The sequence below is a fragment of the Amycolatopsis sp. genome (assembly GCF_036008905.1).
GTDB lineage: Bacteria > Actinomycetota > Actinomycetes > Mycobacteriales > Pseudonocardiaceae > Amycolatopsis.
Genome location: NZ_DASYMU010000163.1, coordinates 1 through 18,391, shown reverse-complemented (window position 1 = coordinate 18,391; position 18,391 = coordinate 1). Strand labels below are relative to the sequence as shown.

Below are 18,391 nucleotides of genomic sequence, written 5' to 3'. Positions count from 1 at the left end.
CTACGACGGTCACCCCGCGCTCACCCGCATCCTCATGCCGGACGACTGGGACGGCCACCCCCAGCGCAAGGACTACCCGCTCGGCGGGATCCCGGTCGAATACAAGGGCGCGGAGATCCCGCCGCCGGACCAGCGGAGGTCTTACTCGTGACTACCGAAAACATCGCGGATGTCAGTACCGGCACCGATACCACTGCCGCGGGCTCGAATAGCACAGCCGGCACCCAAGACAACGACGCTGTCAGCTACGCCGATTCGCGGGAAACCACCGAGGGCCGGGTCTACTCGGTTTCGGGCGGTGACTGGGACGACGTCGTCGCCGACGCGGCGCACGACGAGCGCATGGTCATCAACATGGGCCCGCAGCACCCGTCGACGCACGGCGTGCTCCGGCTCGTGCTGGAGATGGAGGGCGAGACCGTCACCCAGCTCCGCTCGGTCATCGGCTATCTCCACACCGGTATCGAGAAGAACATGGAGTACCGCACCTGGACCCAGGGCGTCACCTTCGTCACGCGCATGGACTACCTCGCGCCGCTGTTCAACGAGATGACGTACTGCCTCGGCGTGGAGAAGCTGCTCGGTATCCAGGTACCGCGCCGGGCCGAACTGCTCCGCGTGATGCTGATGGAGATCAACCGGATCGGTTCGCACCTGGTCTACATCGCCACCGGCGGGATGGAGCTCGGCGCGACCACCGCGATGACGATCGGCTTCCGCGAGCGCGAAGAGGTTCTCCATCTGCTGGAGCACCTCACCGGCCTGCGGATGAACCACGCGTTCATCCGGCCCGGCGGGCTCGCGCAGGACATGCCGGACGACTTCGAGGAGAAGGTTTCCTCGTTCGTCAAGGTGATGGACCAGCGCCTTCCCTTGTACGACAAGCTCTTCACCGGTCAGCCGATCTGGCGCAACCGGCTCAAGGGCGTCGGCTACCTGCCCGTGGACGCCTGCCTCGCACTCGGTATCACCGGCCCGGTGCTGCGCTCGGCCGGTCTGCCGTGGGACCTCCGCAAGACCGAGCCGTACTCGCGTTACGACGAGTTCGAGTTCGACATCCCGACGTCGAACGACGCCGACTGCTGGGGCCGCTACCTGATCCGTGTCGAGGAGATGCACCAGTCGCTGCGGATCATCCGGCAGGCGCTCAAGATGCTCGAGCCCGGCCCGGTCATGGTCGAGGACAAGAAGGTCGCCTGGCCCGCGCAGCTTTCCGTGGGCGCCGACGGCACGGGCAACTCGCTCGAGCACGTCCGCAAGATCATGGGCCAGTCGATGGAATCGCTGATCCACCACTTCAAGCTGGTCACCGAGGGCTTCAAGGTCCCGGCCGGTCAGGTCTACACGCCGATCGAGTCGCCGCGCGGCGAGCTCGGGGTGCACCTGGTGTCCGACGGCGGCACACGGCCGCTGCGTGCGCACATGCGGGAACCGAGTTTCGTGAACCTGCAGGCGATGCCCGCGATGGCCGAAGGCGGGCTGGTCGCCGACGTGATCGCCGCGATCGCCTCAATCGACCCGGTGATGGGGGGAGTGGACCGATGACGAACACACAGCGCGAGATCCATGACTTGGACGACATCTTCGACGCCGACATCGTCGCCAAGGCCGAGAACCTCATGGCGCGCTACCCGCAGTCGCGCTCCGCGCTGCTGCCGATGCTGCACCTGGTGCAGTCGGTGCAGGGGTACGTCAGCCAGGAGGGAATCTCCTTCTGCGGCAGGCAACTCGGGCTTTCCGACGCCGAGGTCACCGCGGTCGCGACCTTCTACACGATGTACAAGCGGCGTCCGTGTGGTGAGCACCTGGTGAGCATCTGCACCAACACGCTCTGCGCCGCGCTCGGCGGCGACGCGATCTACAAGGCCGTGCAGGAACACCTCGGCGAAGACGGCAAGCCTTTGGGGCACAACGAGACCGTCGGCGAGCCGGGTTCGAAGGGCTCGATCACCCTGGAGCACGCCGAGTGCCTCGCGGCCTGCGACCTCGGCCCGGTGCTGCAGGTCAACTACGAGTACTTCGACAACCAGACGCCCGACAAGACGATCGCGCTCGTCGACGCCTTGCGCGCCGGCAAGAAGCCCGCGCCCACACGCGGCGCGCCGCTGACCGACTTCAAGGGCGCCGAACTGCAGCTCGCCGGGTTCTTCCCGGAGGACCCGATCCAGTACCGCGCGGACGTGGACGGCCCCTCACAGGCCGTCGAAACCCTGCGAGGCGCGCAAATCGCTCAGGACCGCGGCTGGACCGCGCCGGTGATCGAGGATGTTCCGCTGCCGGAGGTGCAGAAGAAATGACCGCTGATCCTATAACGCCGGTACTGACCAAGCGTTGGCTGTCGCCGAACTCGTGGCAGCTCAAGACGTACGAGCGGCTCGAGGGCTACACCGCGCTGCGCAAGGCGCTCAAGGGCACCCCGGAGCAGCTCGTCCAGCTCATCAAGGACGCGGGTCTGCGCGGCCGTGGCGGCGCGGGCTTCCCGGCTGGCATCAAGTGGTCCTTCATGCCGCAGAATGAGGACAAGCCTCATTATTTGGTCATCAACGCCGACGAGGGCGAGCCCGGCACCTGCAAGGACATCCCGCTGATGATGGCGGACCCGCACTCGCTCATCGAAGGCTGCATCATCGCCTCGTACGCGATGCGGTCGCACCACTGTTTCATCTACGTGCGCGGCGAGGCCCTGCACTGCATCCGCCGGCTCAACGCGGCCGTGCGCGAGGCCTACGACGCCGGTTACCTCGGCGTCGACATCCTCGGTTCCGGCTTCGCACTGGACATCACTGTTCACGCGGGCGCCGGCGCGTACATCTGTGGCGAGGAAACCGCGCTGCTGGACTCGCTCGAAGGCCGTCGCGGCCAGCCGCGGCTCAAGCCGCCGTTCCCCGCCGCCGCCGGTCTCTACGCCGCGCCGACCACGGTGAACAACGTCGAGACCATCGCGAGCGCGCCCTTCATCGTCAACGGTGGCGCCGACTGGTTCCGCAAGATGGGCCGCGAGAAGTCGCCCGGCCCCAAGATCTTCTCGATCTCGGGCCACGTCGAGCTCCCCGGCCAGTACGAGTGCCCGCTCGGCACCACGCTGCGCGAGCTGCTCGACATGGCCGGTGGCATGAAGGACGGCATCCCGCTGAAGTTCTGGACGCCGGGTGGTTCGTCGACGCCGATGTTCACGTCTCTGCACCTCGACACCCCGCTGGACTTCGAAGGCGCCGCCGAGGCCGGTTCGATGCTCGGCACGACGGCCGTGCAGGTCTTCAACGAGACCGTTTCCGTGCCGTGGGCCGTGATGAAGTGGACCCAGTTCTACGAGCACGAGTCCTGCGGCAAGTGCACGCCGTGCCGTGAGGGCACGTACTGGCTGGCGCAGATCCTGGAGCGCATGGTCGCCGGGAACGGCACCGAGGAAGACATCGACACCCTGCTCGACGTCTGCGACAACATCTTCGGCCGCTCGTTCTGCGCGCTGGGCGACGGCGCGGTCTCGCCGATCGTCAGCGGGATCAAGTACTTCCGGGACGAGTTCCTGGCCCTGTGTAACACGAACAAGGCTTCCAAGCCGGAATTGGTTGGAGCGCGGGCATGACGATGGCGCCGGAAGAAACCAAGACGGAGACGCCCGTCCCCGAGGGTCACGTGAAGCTGGTGATCGACGGTGAAGAGGTCATCGCGCCCAAGGGCGAGCTGCTGATCCGCACCGCCGAGCGCCTCGGCACGGTCATCCCGCGGTTCTGCGACCACCCGCTCCTCGACCCGGCAGGCGCTTGCCGCCAGTGCCTGGTCGAGGTCGAGATGGGCGGCAGGCCGATGCCGAAGCCGCAGGCGTCCTGCACGATGACGGTCGCCGACGGCATGGTCGTCAAGACGCAGCTCACCTCTCCGGTCGCCGACAAGGCACAGGCCGGGGTCATGGAGCTGCTCCTGATCAACCACCCGCTGGACTGCCCGATCTGCGACAAGGGCGGCGAGTGCCCGCTGCAGAACCAGGCGCTGGCGCACGGCCGCGCGGACTCGCGGTTCGTCGACACCAAGCGGACCTTCGCGAAGCCGCTCCCGATCTCCACGCAGGTGCTGCTGGACCGCGAGCGGTGCGTGCTGTGCCAGCGCTGCACGCGGTTCTCCGCGCAGATCGCCGGCGACCCGTTCATCGAGCTCATCGAGCGCGGTGCGCACCAGCAGATCGGCACCGCCGAGACCGCGGACGTCTTTACCCTGGCTTCCCGCACCACAGTGTCTGATGCCTCCTCGGCGGGAATGCTTACCTCGTCGGGAGGTCAGCCGTTCCAGTCCTATTTCTCCGGCAACGTCATCCAGATCTGCCCGGTCGGCGCGCTGACCAGCGCGGCCTACCGGTTCCGGTCGCGGCCGTTCGACCTGGTCTCGGCGCCGAGCGTCTGCGAGCACTGCTCGTCGGGCTGCGCGGAGCGGACGGACTTCCGGCGCGGCAAGGTCACCCGCAAGCTCGCCGGTGACGACCCCGAGGTCAACGAAGAGTGGCTCTGCGACAAGGGCCGCTTCGCGTTCCGGTACGCCCAGGCCGCGGACCGGATCCGGCGCCCGCTGATCCGCAACGCGCAGGGGGAGCTCGAAGAGACCTCCTGGACCGACGCGCTGCAGATCGCCGCGGCGGGCCTCGCCAAAGCTCGTGACGGCAAGGGCGTCGGCGTCCTCGCCGGCGGCAGGCTGACCACCGAGGACGCCTACGCGTACTCGAAGTTCGCCCGGATCGCCCTGCGTACCAACGACATCGACTTCCGCGCCCGGGCCCACTCGGCCGAGGAACTGGAGTTCCTGTCCTCGCGGATCCTGGGCACCTCGCCGGAGAACGGCGGCGTCACCTTCGCCGGTATCGAAGCCGCGTCCACGGTCCTGTGTGTCGCGTTCGAGCCGGAAGAAGAGGCTCCGATCGTCTTCCTGCGGCTGCGCAAGGCCGCCCGGACCAAGCGGACCAAGGTTGTCCACTTGGGACAGTGGACGACCCCCTCGGTCACCAAGACGTTCGGCGAGCTGCTCGCCTGCGTCCCCGGTACCGAAGCCGCCGCGATCGACGGCATCGCCCAGCACGCGCAGGACCTCGACGAGCGGCTCAGCGCCGAGGGCGCGGTGATCCTCGTCGGCGAGCGTGCCGCCGAGGTGCCGGGCCTGTTCTCCGCGCTGCACCGGCTTTCGCTGCGCACCGGCGCACGGCTGGCGTGGATCCCGCGCCGGGCGGGCGAGCGGGGCGCACTCGAAGCGGGTGTCGCGCCGACGCTGCTTCCCGGCGGCCGTGACGTCACCGACGCCGCGGCTCGCGCCGAGGTCGAAAAGGCCTGGGGCGCAACGCTTCCCGCCGAGGTCGGCCGGGACACGAACGGCATCGTCGCGGCAGCGGCGGCCGGTGGCCTCGACGGACTGCTCGTCGGTGGCCTCGACCCGAACGACCTGCCCGACCCGGCACTGGCGCTCGAAGCCCTCGCCAAGGCCGGGTTCGTCGTCAGCCTCGAGATGCGGCCCAGCCTGGTCACCGACCACGCGGACGTCGTCCTCCCGATCGCTCCCTCGGTCGAGAAGACGGGCAGCTACCTCAACTGGGAGGGCCGCCACCGCGAGTTCAAGGTCACCCTCGAAGGCACCGGCGCCCTGTCGGACTGCCGGGTGCTCGACACCCTGGCCGTCGAGATGGACGCCGACATCTTCACCCAGACCCCGGCCGCCGCGGCCGCCGACCTGGCCCGTCTGCAGGGCGGCGCCAAGACCGAGGCACTGGCTCCCGACACCGCGCTCGCGCCGCGGCCCGCCCTCACCAACGGGCAGGTCGTGCTCGCCACCTGGCGTCAGCTGCTGGACAAGGGCTCGCTCCAGGTCGACGAACCGCACCTCGCCGGCACGGCACGGCCCGTGGTCGCCCGCCTTTCCGCGGCGACGGCCAACGGCTACCAAGCGGTGACGGTCTCCACCGAGCGCGGTTCGATCACGCTCCCGGTCGAGGTCACGGACCTGCCCGACGGGGTCGTCTGGCTCCCGGCCAACTCCGATGGCTCCACTGTCCGCGCCGCTCTCGGTGCCGGGCACGGCGCGGTCGTCTCCATCTCCGGAGGTGAACAATGACCGGTTTCATCGCCCAGTTCCCCGATCACGCGACCCGGGCGGCGCTGCTGGCGGACGACCCGCTGTGGCTGATCCTGCTCAAGGCGATCGTCATCCTGCTGATCGGCCCGATCATGACGATCGGGCTGATCGTCTGGGAGCGCAAGGCCGTCGGCCGGATGCAGAACCGCCCCGGTCCGAACCGGGTCGGCCCGAACGGTTACTTCCAGGCCTTCGCGGACGCGATCAAGCTGCCGTTCAAAGAGCAGATCATCCCGGACACCGCCGACCGCAAGGTGTACTTCCTCGCGCCGGTGATCTCCGCGGTACCGGCACTGGTCGCGCTCGCCGCGATCCCGTTCGGTCCCGAGGTGTCGATCTTCGGTGAGCGGACCACGCTGCAGCTCGTCGACCTCCCGGTCGGCGTGCTGGTGATCCTGGCCTGCTCCGCGATCGGCGTCTACGGCATCGTGCTCGCGGGCTGGTCGTCCGGCTCGCCATACCCGCTGCTCGGTGGTCTTCGCTCGGCCGCGCAGGTGATCTCCTACGAGATCGCGATGGGCCTGTCGATCGTCGGTGTCGTGCTGTACTCGGGTTCGCTCGGGACCAGCGACATCGTCGCCGCGCAGGAACACGGCTGGTACTTCTGGATGCTGCCGGTCAGCTTCGTGATCTACCTGATCTCGATGGTCGGCGAGACCAACCGCGCACCCTTCGACCTCCCCGAGGCCGAATCCGAGCTGGTCGGTGGTTTCCACACCGAGTACAGCTCGATGAAGTTCGCGATGTTCTTCCTCGCCGAGTACGTCAACATGGTGATCGTTTCGGCGCTGGCGACGACGTTGTTCCTCGGCGGCTGGCTGTTCCCGTTCGTCGGGGCGGACAGCGCGCTGAACCAGGGCTGGCTGCCGGTCATCTGGTTCTTCGCGAAGCTCTTCATCCTGCTGTTCGGGTTCATCTGGCTGCGCGGCACGCTGCCGCGGCTGCGGTACGACCAGTTCATGCAGCTGGGCTGGAAGGTCCTTGTCCCGGTCAACCTGGTGTGGATCGTGGTCATCGTGTTCTTCCGCGCGGTGAACAACAACGGCGGCTGGACCCTCGGCCAGGGCTTGATCGGCTTCGCGGTGGCGGTGGTGGTACTCGTGCTGATCGCGCTCGCGCTGCCGGACAAACCGATCGTCGACGAGGACTACGTCCCGATCACCGGTGGCGGATTCCCGTTGCCACCGCTGGATCTGAAGGTCCCCGAGTCCACTCCACGCCAGAAGGCGCTCGCCAAGGCCCAGCTGAAAGCCGCCAAGCGCAAGCCGGTCGCGGTCGGCACTGGTGGCGCGACAGAGCGCACGTCAGAGAGCTCACAGAAGGGGGCACAAGATGGGGATGTTTGATCCCATCAAGGGCTTCGGAGTCACCTTCTCGACCATGTTCAAGAAGGTGGCCACCGAGGAGTACCCGGAGGCAGGTGCGCCGGCCGCGCCGCGGTACCACGGCCGTCACCAGCTCAACCGCCACCCGGACGGGCTCGAGAAGTGCGTCGGCTGCGAACTTTGCGCGTGGGCCTGTCCCGCCGACGCGATCTTCGTCGAGGGCGGGGACAATACCGAAGAGGCTCGTTACTCGCCCGGTGAGCGGTACGGCGCGGACTACCAGATCAACTACCTGCGCTGCATCGGCTGCGGGCTGTGTGTCGAGGCCTGCCCGACCCGGTCTCTGACGATGATCAACTTCTACGAGCTGGCCGACGACGACCGTCAGCGCCTGATCTTCACGAAGGAAGACCTGCTCGCTCCGTTGCTCTCCGGCATGGAGCAGCCGCCGCACCCGATGCGACTCGGTGAGAACGAGCAGGACTACTACGTGAACGGTCCCCAGCTCGCGCTCAAGCAGCAGCAGGAGGCTGGACAGTGATTTCTGCTTTCCTTGCCCAGGCTCCGCCCGCGGTCACGGTTTCCACCGGTGAGGCGATCGCGTTCTGGATCCTCGGCCCGCTCTCGCTGCTCGGCGCGCTCGGCATGATCTTCTCGCGCAACGCCGTGCACTCGGCGTTGTGGCTGGTGCTCACCATGCTTTCGCTCGGTGCGCTCTACATGGTCCAGCAGGCGCCGTTCCTCGGCTTCACGCAGATCATCGTCTACACCGGCGCGATCATGATGCTGTTCCTGTTCGTGCTGATGCTCGTCGGCCGTGAGAGTTCAGACTCGGTGGTCGAAGTCCTTCGCGGGCAACGGCTTTGGGCGACACTGCTCGGCATCGGCCTCGCGGGCCTGCTCGCGGGCGGGCTGACCCGGGCGCTGTCCAACGTCACCCCGGCCGCGCCGCTGGACCCGTCGAGCACCGCCGGTGGCGGCCCTGGCGGGCTCGGCCGGCTGATCTTCACCGACTACCTCTTCCCGTTCGAGCTGACCTCGGCGCTGCTCATCACCGCCGCGCTCGGCGCGATGGTGCTGGCCTTCACCGACCGCCACGCCAAGGGCGGCAAGCGGAACCAGAAGGAACTCGTCGTCGCCCGGTTCCGCGGCGAGTACGAGCGGCCTTCGCCGCTGCCCGGCCCTGGCGTGTTCGCCACCGCCAACTCGGTCGCGACGCCCGCGCTGCTGCCGGACGGTTCGGTGGCCCCGGAGTCGCTGTCGGCGCTCATCGAGTCCACCTCGGCCTCGCGGCTGGAAGCCGAACGCAAGCAGGTCGCCGACGCCGGTCCGAAGCCGGACGCGCACGCACTCGTCGGTCCCAAGGACGAGGACAGCCCAGCGGAAGGCGCAGAGAAGTGACTCCCACCTATTACCTGCTGCTCTCGGCGCTGTTGTTCTCCATCGGCGCCGTCGGCGTTCTGGTGCGGCGCAACGCGATCGTCGTGTTCATGTGCATCGAGCTGATGCTCAACGCGGTGAACCTCACCCTCGTGACGTTCTCGCGGATCAACGGCTCGCTCGACGGACAGGTCATGGCGTTCTTCGTGATGGTCGTGGCCGCTGCCGAGGTCGTCGTCGGACTGGCGATCATCATGGCGATCTTCCGCACCCGGCGCTCGGCTTCGGTCGACGACACCAACCTGCTGAAGTACTAGGGGATAACTACAGTGACCGGATTTTCGTGGCTGTTGGTGCTTTTCCCTGCTCTCGGCGCGCTCTTTCTCCTCGTCGGCGGCAAGCGCACCAACTCGATTGGGCACCTGGTCGGCACCGCCGCCGTAGGACTGTCCTTTGTGTACGCCGTGGTGCTCTACTTCGCCGCGGACGGCAAGGCGATCGTCGACAACAAGCTGTTCTCCTGGATCCCGGCCGGCGCTTTGCAGGTCGACTTCGGCATCCGGATCGACGCGCTGTCGCTGACGTTCGTGCTGCTGATCACCGGCGTCGGCTCGCTCATCCACGTCTACTCGATCGGCTACATGGCCGACGACGACGGCAGGCGGCGTTTCTTCGCCTACCTGAACCTTTTCGTCGCCTCCATGCTGATCCTGGTTCTGGGCAACAGCTTCCTGACGCTGTACCTCGGCTGGGAAGGTGTCGGCCTCGCGTCGTACCTGCTCATCGGCTGGTACCAGGACCGTCCTTCGGCCGCCACCGCGGCGAAGAAGGCGTTCCTGATGAACCGGGTCGGTGACGTCGGGCTCGCGCTGGCGATCTTCCTGATGTTCAAGTACATCGGCAGCACCGGGTACGCCGAGGTCTTCGCCGGTATCGACCAGGTGCCGCCGGGCGTGATCACCGCGATCGCCCTGCTGCTCCTGCTCGGCGCCTGCGGTAAGTCCGGTCAGTTCCCCTTGCAGTCCTGGCTTCCCGACGCGATGGAGGGCCCGAGCCCGGTCTCGGCGCTCATCCACGCCGCGACGATGGTCACCGCCGGGGTCTACCTGGTGGCGCGGTCCAACCCGATCTTCGACCTGACCGAGGACGGCCGGTTGGTCGTGGTCCTCGTCGGCACGGTGACGCTGCTGATCGGGTGCATCATCGGCTGTGCGTACGACGACATCAAGAAGGTGCTCGCGTACTCCACGGTCAGCCAGATCGGGTACATGATGCTGGCTGTCGGGCTCGGCCCGTTCGGCTACGCCCTCGCGCTGGCGCATCTGCTCGCCCACGGGTTCTTCAAGGCGGGGCTCTTCCTCGGGGCCGGCTCGATCATGCACGCCATGAACGACGAAGTGGACATGCGGAAGTTCGGTGGCCTGTGGCGGAAGATGCCGGTCACCTTCGTCACCTTCGGCCTCGGCTACCTCGCGTTGATCGGCTTCCCCGGCCTCTCCGGCTTCTTCACCAAGGACGCCATCATCGAAGCGGCGTTCGGCCAGGAAGGCTGGCGTGGCTGGGTGATCGGCGGCGCGGCGCTCCTCGGGGCCGGGCTCACCGCGTTCTACATGACGCGCCTGATGTTCATGACCTTCTTCGGCAAGGCCCGCTGGAAGGACATCAAGAGCACCGACGGCCGGGAGTTCCATCCGCACGAGGCTCCGGCTTCGATGAAGATCCCGATGATCGTGCTGGCCGTCGGCTCGGTCTTCGCCGGTGGAATCCTGATCTGGGGCGACAACTTCGCCCAGTGGGTCTCCCCGGTGGTCGGCGAGCTCCAGGTAGCCGAACACGGTGTTCTCCCGCACGCACTGATCCCGTACCTGACGGTGGCGCTCTCCGTACTCGGCGCCCTCGCGGCCTGGCTCTTCGTGGGACGTAAGGAAGTTCCGGTGGAGCGGCCCGAGCGCGTTTCGGTGCTCGTCCGCGCCGCCCGCAACGACCTCTACGGCAACACGCTCAACGAGACGCTGGTCGCCCGCCCGGGCACCTGGCTCGCCCGCGCGTCGGTGTACGTCGACAACCGCGGCGTCGACGGCGCCGTCAACGGGCTGTCGGCGTTGCTCGGCGGTGCTTCCGGGCGCCTTCGCCGGTTGCAGACCGGGTTCGTCCGTTCTTACGCGCTGTCCATGCTGGGCGGCACGTTCCTGATCGTGGCAGCACTCCTGCTGGTGAGGTTCTCATGACTTGGTTGCTCGCACTCATCCTGCTGCCCCTGGTCGGCGCGCTGGCCGTCGCGGCGATGAAGAACAACGACAAGCTCGCGATCGTCACCGCGCTGGGCGTGTCACTGCTCGAGCTCGTGCTGATCATCCCGCTGTGGGCGAGCTACTCGCCCAGTGGCGAGAGGATCCAGCAGTCGTCGACGATGGACTGGATCCCGAGCTTCGGCATCCACATCTCGTTCGGCATGGACGGCATCGCGCTGGTCATGATCGCGGTGATCGCGCTGCTGGTGCCGATCGTCGTCGGCGGGCTCGGCCGGTTCGACAAGCTCCCGGCCGGTCGTACCGCTGGTGGGTTCCTGTCGCTGATCCTGCTACAGGAAGCGCTGACCATCGGCGTTTTCGCGGCCACCGACGTGTTCCTGTTCTACGTGCTGTTCGAGATCATGCTGATCCCGATGTACTTCCTGATCGGTGGCTACGGCGGCCAGAACCGGCAGTACGCGGCCGTGAAGTTCTTCCTCTACTCGTTCCTCGGCGGCCTGATCATGCTGGCCTCCGCGATCGGCGCGTACTCGCTGTCGGTCGACAAGAACGGCGAGGGCACCTTCGACTGGGCCACCCTGGTGACCGTGGTGCGCGACGCGCCGACGTCGACCCAGATCTGGCTGTTCCTCGGGTTCTTCCTGGCCTTCGCGATCAAGGCGCCGCTGGTGCCGTTCCACACCTGGCTGCCGGACGCGGCGGGGCAGGCGCCGATCGGCGTCGCCGTGCTGCTCGTCGGTGTGCTGGACAAGGTCGGCACGTTCGGGTTCCTGCGCTACTGCATCCCGATGTTCCCCGAAGCCAGCAAAGTACTGGCGCCCATGGTGATCGTGCTCGCCGTGCTCGGCGTGGTGTACGGCTCGATCCTCGCCGCCGGGCAGACCGACATGAAGCGCTTCATCGCCTACGTGTCGATCGCGCATTTCGGGTTCATCGCACTCGGCATCTTCAGCTTCAACGAGCAGGCCATGGTCGGCTCGGTGTCGTACATGCTGAACCACAGCCTCGCGACCGGCATGCTGATCGTGGTGATCGGCCTGGTCATCGCGCGCGGCGGGTCGACCCGGATCTCGGACTACGGCGGAATGGCGAAGGTGACCCCGCTGCTCGGCGGCATGCTGCTGATCGCCGGACTGTCCACTTTGTCCTTGCCGGGGACGAACTCGTTCATCAGCGAGTTCCTGGTGCTGCTGGGTTCCTTCACCACCTACCCGACGGCGACGATCATCGCGACCGTCGGCATGGTGCTCGCGGCGGCGTACGTGCTGTGGCTGTACCAGCGCATCATGCAGGGACCGGTTCGCGGAGATGCCCTGGTGGGCATCGGCGGAGGTCCCGGCACGGCCATCGCCCCGGAACTCGGCGCGAAGAAGGCCATCAAAGACCTTGACCGCAAGGAAATCGCGCTTCTGGCGCCGATGGTCGTGCTGATCATCGCGCTGGGCTTCTACCCGAAGCCGGTGTTGGACACGATCACCCCGTCGGTGCAGGCGACCCTGAGCTCGGTCACCTCACAGGGAGGCAAGTAACTGTGTTTCTTGAACTGCCGGCTTTCCTGGCGCAGCAACCGAGCCCGATAGCCATTCCGCAGATCAACTACCCGGCCGTGCTGCCGCTGTTGATCATCCTCGGCGCCGCGTGCGTGAGCGTGCTGTTCGAGGCCTTCCTTCCGCGGGCGGCGCGGTGGGGCATGCAGGTGGCACTGAGCCTGCTCGCCATCGTCGCCGCGGGCATCGCGCTGTTCTTCTACGCCAGCGGTGACACTGCAACCAAGGCGGGCACGACCACGTTCAACCGGGCGATCTCCATCGACCAGCCCGCGCTGTTCCTGTGGGGCACGCTGCTGGCGCTGTCCATCGGCGCGGTGCTCCTGATCGCGGACAAGTCGGTGGAACCCGGTGGCGCGCTCGTCGCGCAGGCCGGGATCCGGCCGGGCACCGTGCAGGACCGCACCCAGGCCGGGACGGTCATGCAGACCGAGGTCTTCCCGCTCACGCTGTTCGCGCTCAGCGGGATGATGGCCTTCTGTGCGGCCAACGACCTGCTGACCATGTTCATCGCGCTCGAGGTGCTGAGCCTCCCGCTGTACCTGATGTGCGGCCTCGCCCGGCGGCGTCGCCTGCTCTCGCAGGAGTCGGCGGTCAAGTACTTCCTGCTCGGCGCGTTCTCCTCGGCGTTCTTCCTGTACGGCCTCGCGCTGCTGTACGGCTACGCCAACTCGGTGAAGCTGTCCGACATCGCCGCCGCCGCGGCCGGCAGCGACCGCTCCGACACGCTGCTGTTCGCCGGGATGGGCCTGCTCGTGGTCGGCCTGCTGTTCAAGGGCTCCGTCGGCCCGTTCCACACCTGGACCCCGGACGTCTACCAGGGCGCGCCGACCCCGGTCACCGCGTTCATGGCGGCTTGCACCAAGGTCGCCGCGTTCGGCGGCATCCTGCGGGTGCTGACCGTCGGGTTCGAGTCGACCAGCTGGGAATGGCGCGGGGTCCTCTGGGGCGTCGCGATCATCTCCATGGTGATCGGCGCGGTGCTCGGCCTGACGCAGACCGACGTCAAGCGCATGATCGCGTACTCGTCCATCGCGCACGCTGGCTTCCTGCTCATCGGGGCCATCGCGATGACCGGTAAAGGCCTCGAAGGCACGCTGTTCTATCTGCTGGCGTACGGCTTCACCACACTGGCGGCGTTCGGTGTCGTGAGCCTGGTGCGCGACTCCCGGGGCGAGGCGTTGCATCTGTCTTCGTGGGCAGGTCTGGCGAAACGCTCGCCCCTCATAGCCGGGGTGTTCACGTTTCTCTTGCTGGCCCTCGCCGGTATCCCGCTGACGAGTGGTTTCGTCGGGAAGTTCGTCGTCTTCTCGGCGGCTCTGTCCGATGGAATGGCTCCGCTGGTGGTCATCGCGCTGGTGGCCAGCGCCGTCGCCGCGTTCTTCTACCTGCGGGTGATCGTGCTGATGTACTTCTCGGAACCGGCCGCCGACGGCCCCACCGTCACCGTGCCCGGCCCGTTCACCGGACTCGCGATCCTCCTCGGCACCCTGGTGACCCTGGTGCTCGGCATCGCCCCGTCGTTCGCCCTCACCTGGGCCGGCGCCGGCGGCTTCGCCAGCTAGTCCACAACGCTATGAACGGTCCCTTCCTCTCATTTTTCGGGAGGAAGGGACCGTTCATAGCGTTCAGGCTGCTCGACCTCGGAGGGCCACCCTGCCGCTCTGAGGATGTCTCACAGGGCGCGTCGGGGATGCTCAACGTCGCCAACGCGCCGTTTGAGACATGCCACGGTTGCCTTACCCATCAATAGTTCTGCCGGATCAAGCAAGTGGGTCGACCCCGTGATGGTTCTGGCCGCGGCGAGGGCCTTGGGGTGGTGCTGAGTGGCTGCTAGGTCCTCGAAAGCAGCCCAGTCCATCCGCTGCGCGAGCGCTCGGATGGCTTCCTCGGCATCTGAGGCTTCGATGCCGCCCAAGGTGGGCCGAGCCGCGAGGTCCAGTGCGGTCTGCTCCGGCGTGGTGGCCCATCCCGGGCCGAGTTCGGTTTCGGTCCGTTCCACGTCGAGCCGCGATACGTCGCGTTCGGTGAACACGATCAGGGAGTTTCCGGTCCGCAGCGGTGGTCGTTGTTTCGGTACGGCGAGAACGGCGACGGCAAGGCCGCGCAGTATCGCGCCGTGTATCCGCGCCGCGCTGACGCCCATCAAGGCAACCGCGTCGGTGCCGTAGTCGGCTTGGCCGATGCCCAATGCCACCGCGTTCAGGTCCGGCACCCAGGTGGGATCGCCCAGCCGGTGTTGCGGAACGAGGGCGTAGTAGCCGGTTGCGAGACGCTGCACCGCGCCGATGCGAGTGAGCCGGGAAACTTCCGCCCGAGGGTGCGCGTAGATGCCCGCAAGGTCGCGCGGGCGGAAGATTCGGTGCGCGCGCCTGGTCAGCTGCGGCGGGACACCAATCGCGGTTCTTGCCATAACTACCACCTTCGTCGGCTTCAAGCCTACGTTCATAGTGGTGGATTGCGGGGTCGGGTGCTGCGGAGATGAGCCGATCGGCTCGATTGACACCCTGCTCCGGCCCCGGTGTCACGTTTGTCACCGTTTCCGCTGGATAGCGGGTCAGCAGGCGCACAAGGGTTGCCATTACGCTGGTGGACGACCCCGACCCAGAGTTGAGAGAGCGGAGCCGACGTGTCAGTTCAGGGTGGCGCCATCGCGGATCTGCGCGCATCCGTCGGCTTGCAGATCGCCGACGAGCAGCTGTTGCGCACCCTCGTGCGCGGCCTGAGTGACGTCGAGACCTTGCTTCGCGAGACGGTGCGCAGTGACGTCAAGGCCGTGCACGACGCCGCATCGCACCTGGTGGAAGCCGGGGGCAAACGTTTCCGTCCGTTGTTCACGCTGCTCTCCGCCCAGTTCGGGGACAAGGCGAAGACCGACGACCACGTGATCATCGCCGCCGCCGCGGTCGAGCTCGTCCACCTGGCGACGCTGTACCACGACGACGTGATGGACGAGGCCACGATGCGTCGTGGCGCGGAGAGCGTCAACGCGCGCTGGGACAACACCATCGCGATCCTGACCGGCGACTTCCTGTTCGCGCACGCTTCGCGGCTGGTGGCCGACCTCGGCACCGACGCGGCGCGGATCATCGCGGAGACCTTCGGGGAGCTCGTCACCGGTCAGATGCGGGAGACCGTCGGCCCGATCGACGGCGAAGACCCGGTGCAGCACTACCTCACCGTCATCGCGCAGAAGACGGGCTCGCTCATCGCCACGTCCGGGCGCTTCGGCGGGATGATGTCCGGCGCGCCCGCGGAGTACATCGACGCGTTGCGCCGGTTCGGTGACCTCATCGGCACGGCGTTCCAGATCTCCGACGACGTCATCGACATCGCGTCGCGGTCCGACGAGCTCGGCAAGGCACAGGGAACCGACCTCCGCGAGGGGGTTCGCACCCTTCCGATGCTCTACGCGCTCGCGGACGAGAAGACCGACCCCCGATTGGTCGAACTGCTTTCGGGACCCATCTCGGACGATGCCCTGGTCACCGAGGCGCTCGAACTTCTGCGAACTTCTGACGGACTCGAACGAGCGAGGGTTACCCTTTCCGACTACGCTCGGCGAGCGCGAGCGGAGCTTGCGTCGTTGCCCGCGTCCCCCGCACGGGACGCGTGCGAGTCGGTCGCCGACTACTTGGTCGAGCGCACCCATTAGACACAGGAGACGGCGGGTATGTCCATTTTCGGTCAGGTTTGGCTGTGGAGCCTGCTGGCCTTCGTGATCGGAGCGCTGCTCACCTGGCTGGTGCTGGTGCTCCCCGCGCGTAAGCGCATCCGGAGTCTGGAAAGCCGGCTGGCCACAGCGCACGCCGAGACCACACGGCCCGCTGCCAGGCCACGGGAAGCGACGAACACGTCGTACCTCGATCAGGTGACGACGATCGATCCCGTAGTGCAGCCGTACAACGAGCGTGAGCAGTACGCCGAGCCGGAGCCGGTCGCGAGCACGCCGGCCGAGACGACGAGCTACCTGCCGCCGGTGCAGCAGGAGTACGTCGAGCCCGAGCCGTACGTCCAGGCCGAAGCGCAGTCCGACCACGAGTACCTCGAGCAGGAGTACGACCGGCGGGACACCGGGGACATCAACGAGCACGTCGAGCCCGACGAGCGCGAGGTCGAGACGTGGGCGGACGACCGTATCGACGGCGAGCCGGAGCCGGAAGCGGCAGCTTTCCCCGCGACCGAGTACCTCCCGCACGTGGAAGCCGTGCTGGAGCCCGAGTTCGAGCCGGAAGCGGAGTTCGAACCGGAGCCTGAGCCGGAGCCCGAACCGGAGCCGGTGGCGCACGAGCCGGCCTCACTGTTCCAGCCGGAGCCGACGCCCGCCGACTACCAGCCCGACCCGAACTGGTTCGAGCGTGAGCTGGTGCCGGAGCGCTCGCCGTTCGAAGAGCCGTCGGGTCCTGACTTCTTCGAGGAGCCTCCGGTCACCGAAACAGCACCGGCCTACGCGTTCGCCTCGGAGGAGCGCGAAGAGTCGCCCGACGAACTGACTCCCGCCGATTCGACGCAGGCCCTGCCGAAGCGTCAGCGCCGTGAGTCGCCGCGTGGCGGGTTCGATCCGCCGCAGCCGATCCTGCCCTCGATGCGCGCCATCGAGCGTCGCGAGCCCAACTCGGACCTCAGTGGCACCCACAGTGGTTCGCTGTTCGAGCCCGCGGTGCAGCCCGGCCAGTACGGGATGCCCGCCGCGGCGCCCGAGCCGCCGCCCGCCCGTGACCCGATCCCGGCCGATTCCGTGCCGCCGGGACCGTTCGGGCCCGGTTCGGCCATGCCGCGGCCCGGTGGTGGCCGCCCGGCCGACGAGTTCGGCGTCAAGGCCAGCGTCACGGCGTTGCGCTACTGCACCGACGAGTCGCCGCAGTTCCCGCGCATGGTCGCCGAGGTGTGGTTCCGCACCACGGCCGACGCCGAGCGCGTGGGCTTCCGTCCGCTGACCTAGCTCCTCAAAGCCACCATGGCCACCTTGGTCGCGTTCAACGCGACCAAGGTGGCCATGTGGCTTTATGGGGAACTGGCACGCCGATCCGTACTTCCTCTCCCCGGGGCCCAAGTCCCTGGTCACCCTGTTCGACGCGGAGCACGGGCTCGGCGGGATCTCCGGCTATGACGTCGCCGAGACCACGGACGAGAACCCCGGGCGAGTCGCCGCGGTCCAGCGGCTCACCTTGGCCTACCTCCGCACCGAGCTCTACCCCGGGGACACCGCTTGGCACGCGGCACTGGTAGAGAACAATGTCGGCCCCTCCCGGAAACTCTGGAAGGGGCCGACATCGGTTTCCAGGCTTAGGCGACGGTCCAGGTGTCCTTGCCGCGAAGCAGCGCCTGCAGGTCGGGCTTGCGCGCGGCCTGTGCCTCGGCGACCTGGGCGCGGGCCTGGTCGTCGTAGGTGGGCCGGCTGACCTGACGCAGGATGCCGATCGGGGTGTGCGTGAGGTTCTGGTCCCCGAGCCGCGACAGCGCGAACGAGTAGGCCGGGTCGGTGATCGCCGGGTCGTGGACGACGACGTTCGCTTCGCCGATGTCCGACATCTTCCCGACTTCGAGCCCGCCCCACTGGCTGCGGGTGACGCCGTATTCGCCCTGCGGGCCGAACACGATCGGCTCGCCCGCCTTCAGCGGGATCAGCCGCTGCGCCGCCTCGTCCTTGTCCTTCAGCACATCGAACGCGCCGTCGTTGAAGATCGGGCAGTTCTGGTAGATCTCCACCAGCGCCGACCCGCGGTGCTCGGCGGCGGCCTGGAGGACCTCGGTGAGGCCCTTCTTGTCGGAGTCCAAC

15 protein-coding genes and 1 pseudogene are annotated in these 18,391 nt (G+C 67.5%); 14 read left to right on the top strand and 2 right to left on the bottom strand.

Annotation, left to right across the window (positions count from 1 at the left end):
• The 12 genes from VGP60_RS28705 to nuoN all read left to right on the top strand — a co-directional run.
• Positions 1–151, top strand: a 151-nt coding sequence (locus VGP60_RS28705; RefSeq protein ID WP_327551246.1) for an NADH-quinone oxidoreductase subunit C, incomplete at its 5' end; no start/stop codon positions are given.
• Positions 148–1,545 (top strand): NADH-quinone oxidoreductase subunit D, encoded by a 1,398-nt coding sequence (locus tag VGP60_RS28700; RefSeq protein WP_327551244.1) that lies wholly within the window; start codon positions 148–150, stop codon positions 1,543–1,545. The genes VGP60_RS28705 and VGP60_RS28700, both read left to right, overlap by 4 nt.
• Positions 1,542–2,297: an NADH-quinone oxidoreductase subunit NuoE gene (gene nuoE / locus VGP60_RS28695; protein WP_327551243.1), complete on the top strand. Its 756-nt coding sequence runs from the start codon at positions 1,542–1,544 to the stop codon at positions 2,295–2,297. Before VGP60_RS28700 ends, nuoE begins: the two co-directional genes overlap by 4 nt.
• The gene (nuoF, locus tag VGP60_RS28690; protein ID WP_327551242.1) at positions 2,294–3,586 is read left to right on the top strand and encodes an NADH-quinone oxidoreductase subunit NuoF; all 1,293 of its coding nucleotides are present in this window, start codon (positions 2,294–2,296) and stop codon (positions 3,584–3,586) included. Before nuoE ends, nuoF begins: the two co-directional genes overlap by 4 nt.
• The gene (locus VGP60_RS28685; protein ID WP_327551241.1) at positions 3,583–6,087 is read left to right on the top strand and encodes an NADH-quinone oxidoreductase subunit G; all 2,505 of its coding nucleotides are present in this window, start codon (positions 3,583–3,585) and stop codon (positions 6,085–6,087) included. The genes nuoF and VGP60_RS28685 overlap by 4 nt, the downstream gene beginning before the upstream one ends.
• Positions 6,084–7,454: an NADH-quinone oxidoreductase subunit NuoH gene (gene nuoH, locus VGP60_RS28680; RefSeq protein WP_327551240.1), complete on the top strand. Its 1,371-nt coding sequence runs from the start codon at positions 6,084–6,086 to the stop codon at positions 7,452–7,454. Before VGP60_RS28685 ends, nuoH begins: the two co-directional genes overlap by 4 nt.
• Positions 7,441–7,974, top strand: coding sequence for an NADH-quinone oxidoreductase subunit NuoI (gene nuoI / locus VGP60_RS28675; protein ID WP_327551239.1), 534 nt, complete (start codon positions 7,441–7,443; stop codon positions 7,972–7,974). The genes nuoH and nuoI overlap by 14 nt, the downstream gene beginning before the upstream one ends.
• Entirely contained in the window at positions 7,971–8,834 is an 864-nt protein-coding gene (locus VGP60_RS28670; protein ID WP_327551238.1) for an NADH-quinone oxidoreductase subunit J, read from the top strand. The genes nuoI and VGP60_RS28670 overlap by 4 nt, the downstream gene beginning before the upstream one ends.
• Positions 8,831–9,130, top strand: coding sequence for an NADH-quinone oxidoreductase subunit NuoK (gene nuoK / locus VGP60_RS28665; RefSeq protein WP_327551237.1), 300 nt, complete (start codon positions 8,831–8,833; stop codon positions 9,128–9,130). The genes VGP60_RS28670 and nuoK overlap by 4 nt, the downstream gene beginning before the upstream one ends.
• A 12-nt stretch (positions 9,131–9,142) precedes the next feature.
• On the top strand, positions 9,143–11,041 hold the full coding sequence (nuoL, locus tag VGP60_RS28660; protein WP_327551236.1) for an NADH-quinone oxidoreductase subunit L: 1,899 nt from the start codon (positions 9,143–9,145) through the stop codon (positions 11,039–11,041).
• Positions 11,038–12,594: an NADH-quinone oxidoreductase subunit M gene (locus tag VGP60_RS28655; RefSeq protein ID WP_327551235.1), complete on the top strand. Its 1,557-nt coding sequence runs from the start codon at positions 11,038–11,040 to the stop codon at positions 12,592–12,594. Before nuoL ends, VGP60_RS28655 begins: the two co-directional genes overlap by 4 nt.
• 14 nt (positions 12,595–12,608) lie before the next feature.
• Positions 12,609–14,177 carry an NADH-quinone oxidoreductase subunit NuoN gene (nuoN, locus tag VGP60_RS28650; RefSeq protein WP_327551245.1) on the top strand — a complete coding sequence of 523 codons (1,569 nt, stop codon included), beginning with the start codon at positions 12,609–12,611 and terminating at the stop codon, positions 14,175–14,177.
• A 110-nt stretch (positions 14,178–14,287) separates the two neighbouring features.
• Here nuoN and VGP60_RS28645 read toward each other — a convergent pair whose 3' ends face one another.
• A complete protein-coding gene (locus VGP60_RS28645; protein ID WP_327551234.1) occupies positions 14,288–15,025 on the bottom strand; it encodes a type IV toxin-antitoxin system AbiEi family antitoxin domain-containing protein in 738 nt (245 codons plus the stop codon).
• A 216-nt stretch (positions 15,026–15,241) separates the two neighbouring features.
• Here VGP60_RS28645 and VGP60_RS28640 point away from each other — a divergent pair, with 216 nt between their 5' ends.
• Positions 15,242–16,267: a polyprenyl synthetase family protein gene (locus VGP60_RS28640; RefSeq protein ID WP_327551233.1), complete on the top strand. Its 1,026-nt coding sequence runs from the start codon at positions 15,242–15,244 to the stop codon at positions 16,265–16,267.
• Between the two features lie 18 nt (positions 16,268–16,285).
• Entirely contained in the window at positions 16,286–17,554 is a 1,269-nt protein-coding gene (locus VGP60_RS28635; RefSeq protein ID WP_327551232.1) for a LapA family protein, read from the top strand.
• Between the two features lie 344 nt (positions 17,555–17,898).
• Here VGP60_RS28635 and VGP60_RS28630 read toward each other — a convergent pair.
• Positions 17,899–18,391, bottom strand: a pseudogene (locus VGP60_RS28630) (2-oxoacid:ferredoxin oxidoreductase subunit beta); the annotation flags it as partial.

Bases quoted from the DNA above. Each gene is read 5' to 3' on its own strand.
- nuoE (WP_327551243.1), top strand. From the start codon at position 1,542: ATGACGAACACACAGCGCGAGATCCATGACTTGGACGACATCTTCGAC.
- nuoF (WP_327551242.1), top strand. From the start codon at position 2,294: ATGACCGCTGATCCTATAACGCCGGTACTGACCAAGCGTTGGCTGTCG.
- VGP60_RS28685 (WP_327551241.1), top strand. From the start codon at position 3,583: ATGACGATGGCGCCGGAAGAAACCAAGACGGAGACGCCCGTCCCCGAG.
- nuoH (WP_327551240.1), top strand. From the start codon at position 6,084: ATGACCGGTTTCATCGCCCAGTTCCCCGATCACGCGACCCGGGCGGCG.
- nuoI (WP_327551239.1), top strand. From the start codon at position 7,441: ATGGGGATGTTTGATCCCATCAAGGGCTTCGGAGTCACCTTCTCGACC.
- VGP60_RS28655 (WP_327551235.1), top strand. From the start codon at position 11,038: ATGACTTGGTTGCTCGCACTCATCCTGCTGCCCCTGGTCGGCGCGCTG.
- VGP60_RS28645 (WP_327551234.1), bottom strand. From the start codon at position 15,025: ATGGCAAGAACCGCGATTGGTGTCCCGCCGCAGCTGACCAGGCGCGCG.
- VGP60_RS28635 (WP_327551232.1), top strand. From the start codon at position 16,286: ATGTCCATTTTCGGTCAGGTTTGGCTGTGGAGCCTGCTGGCCTTCGTG.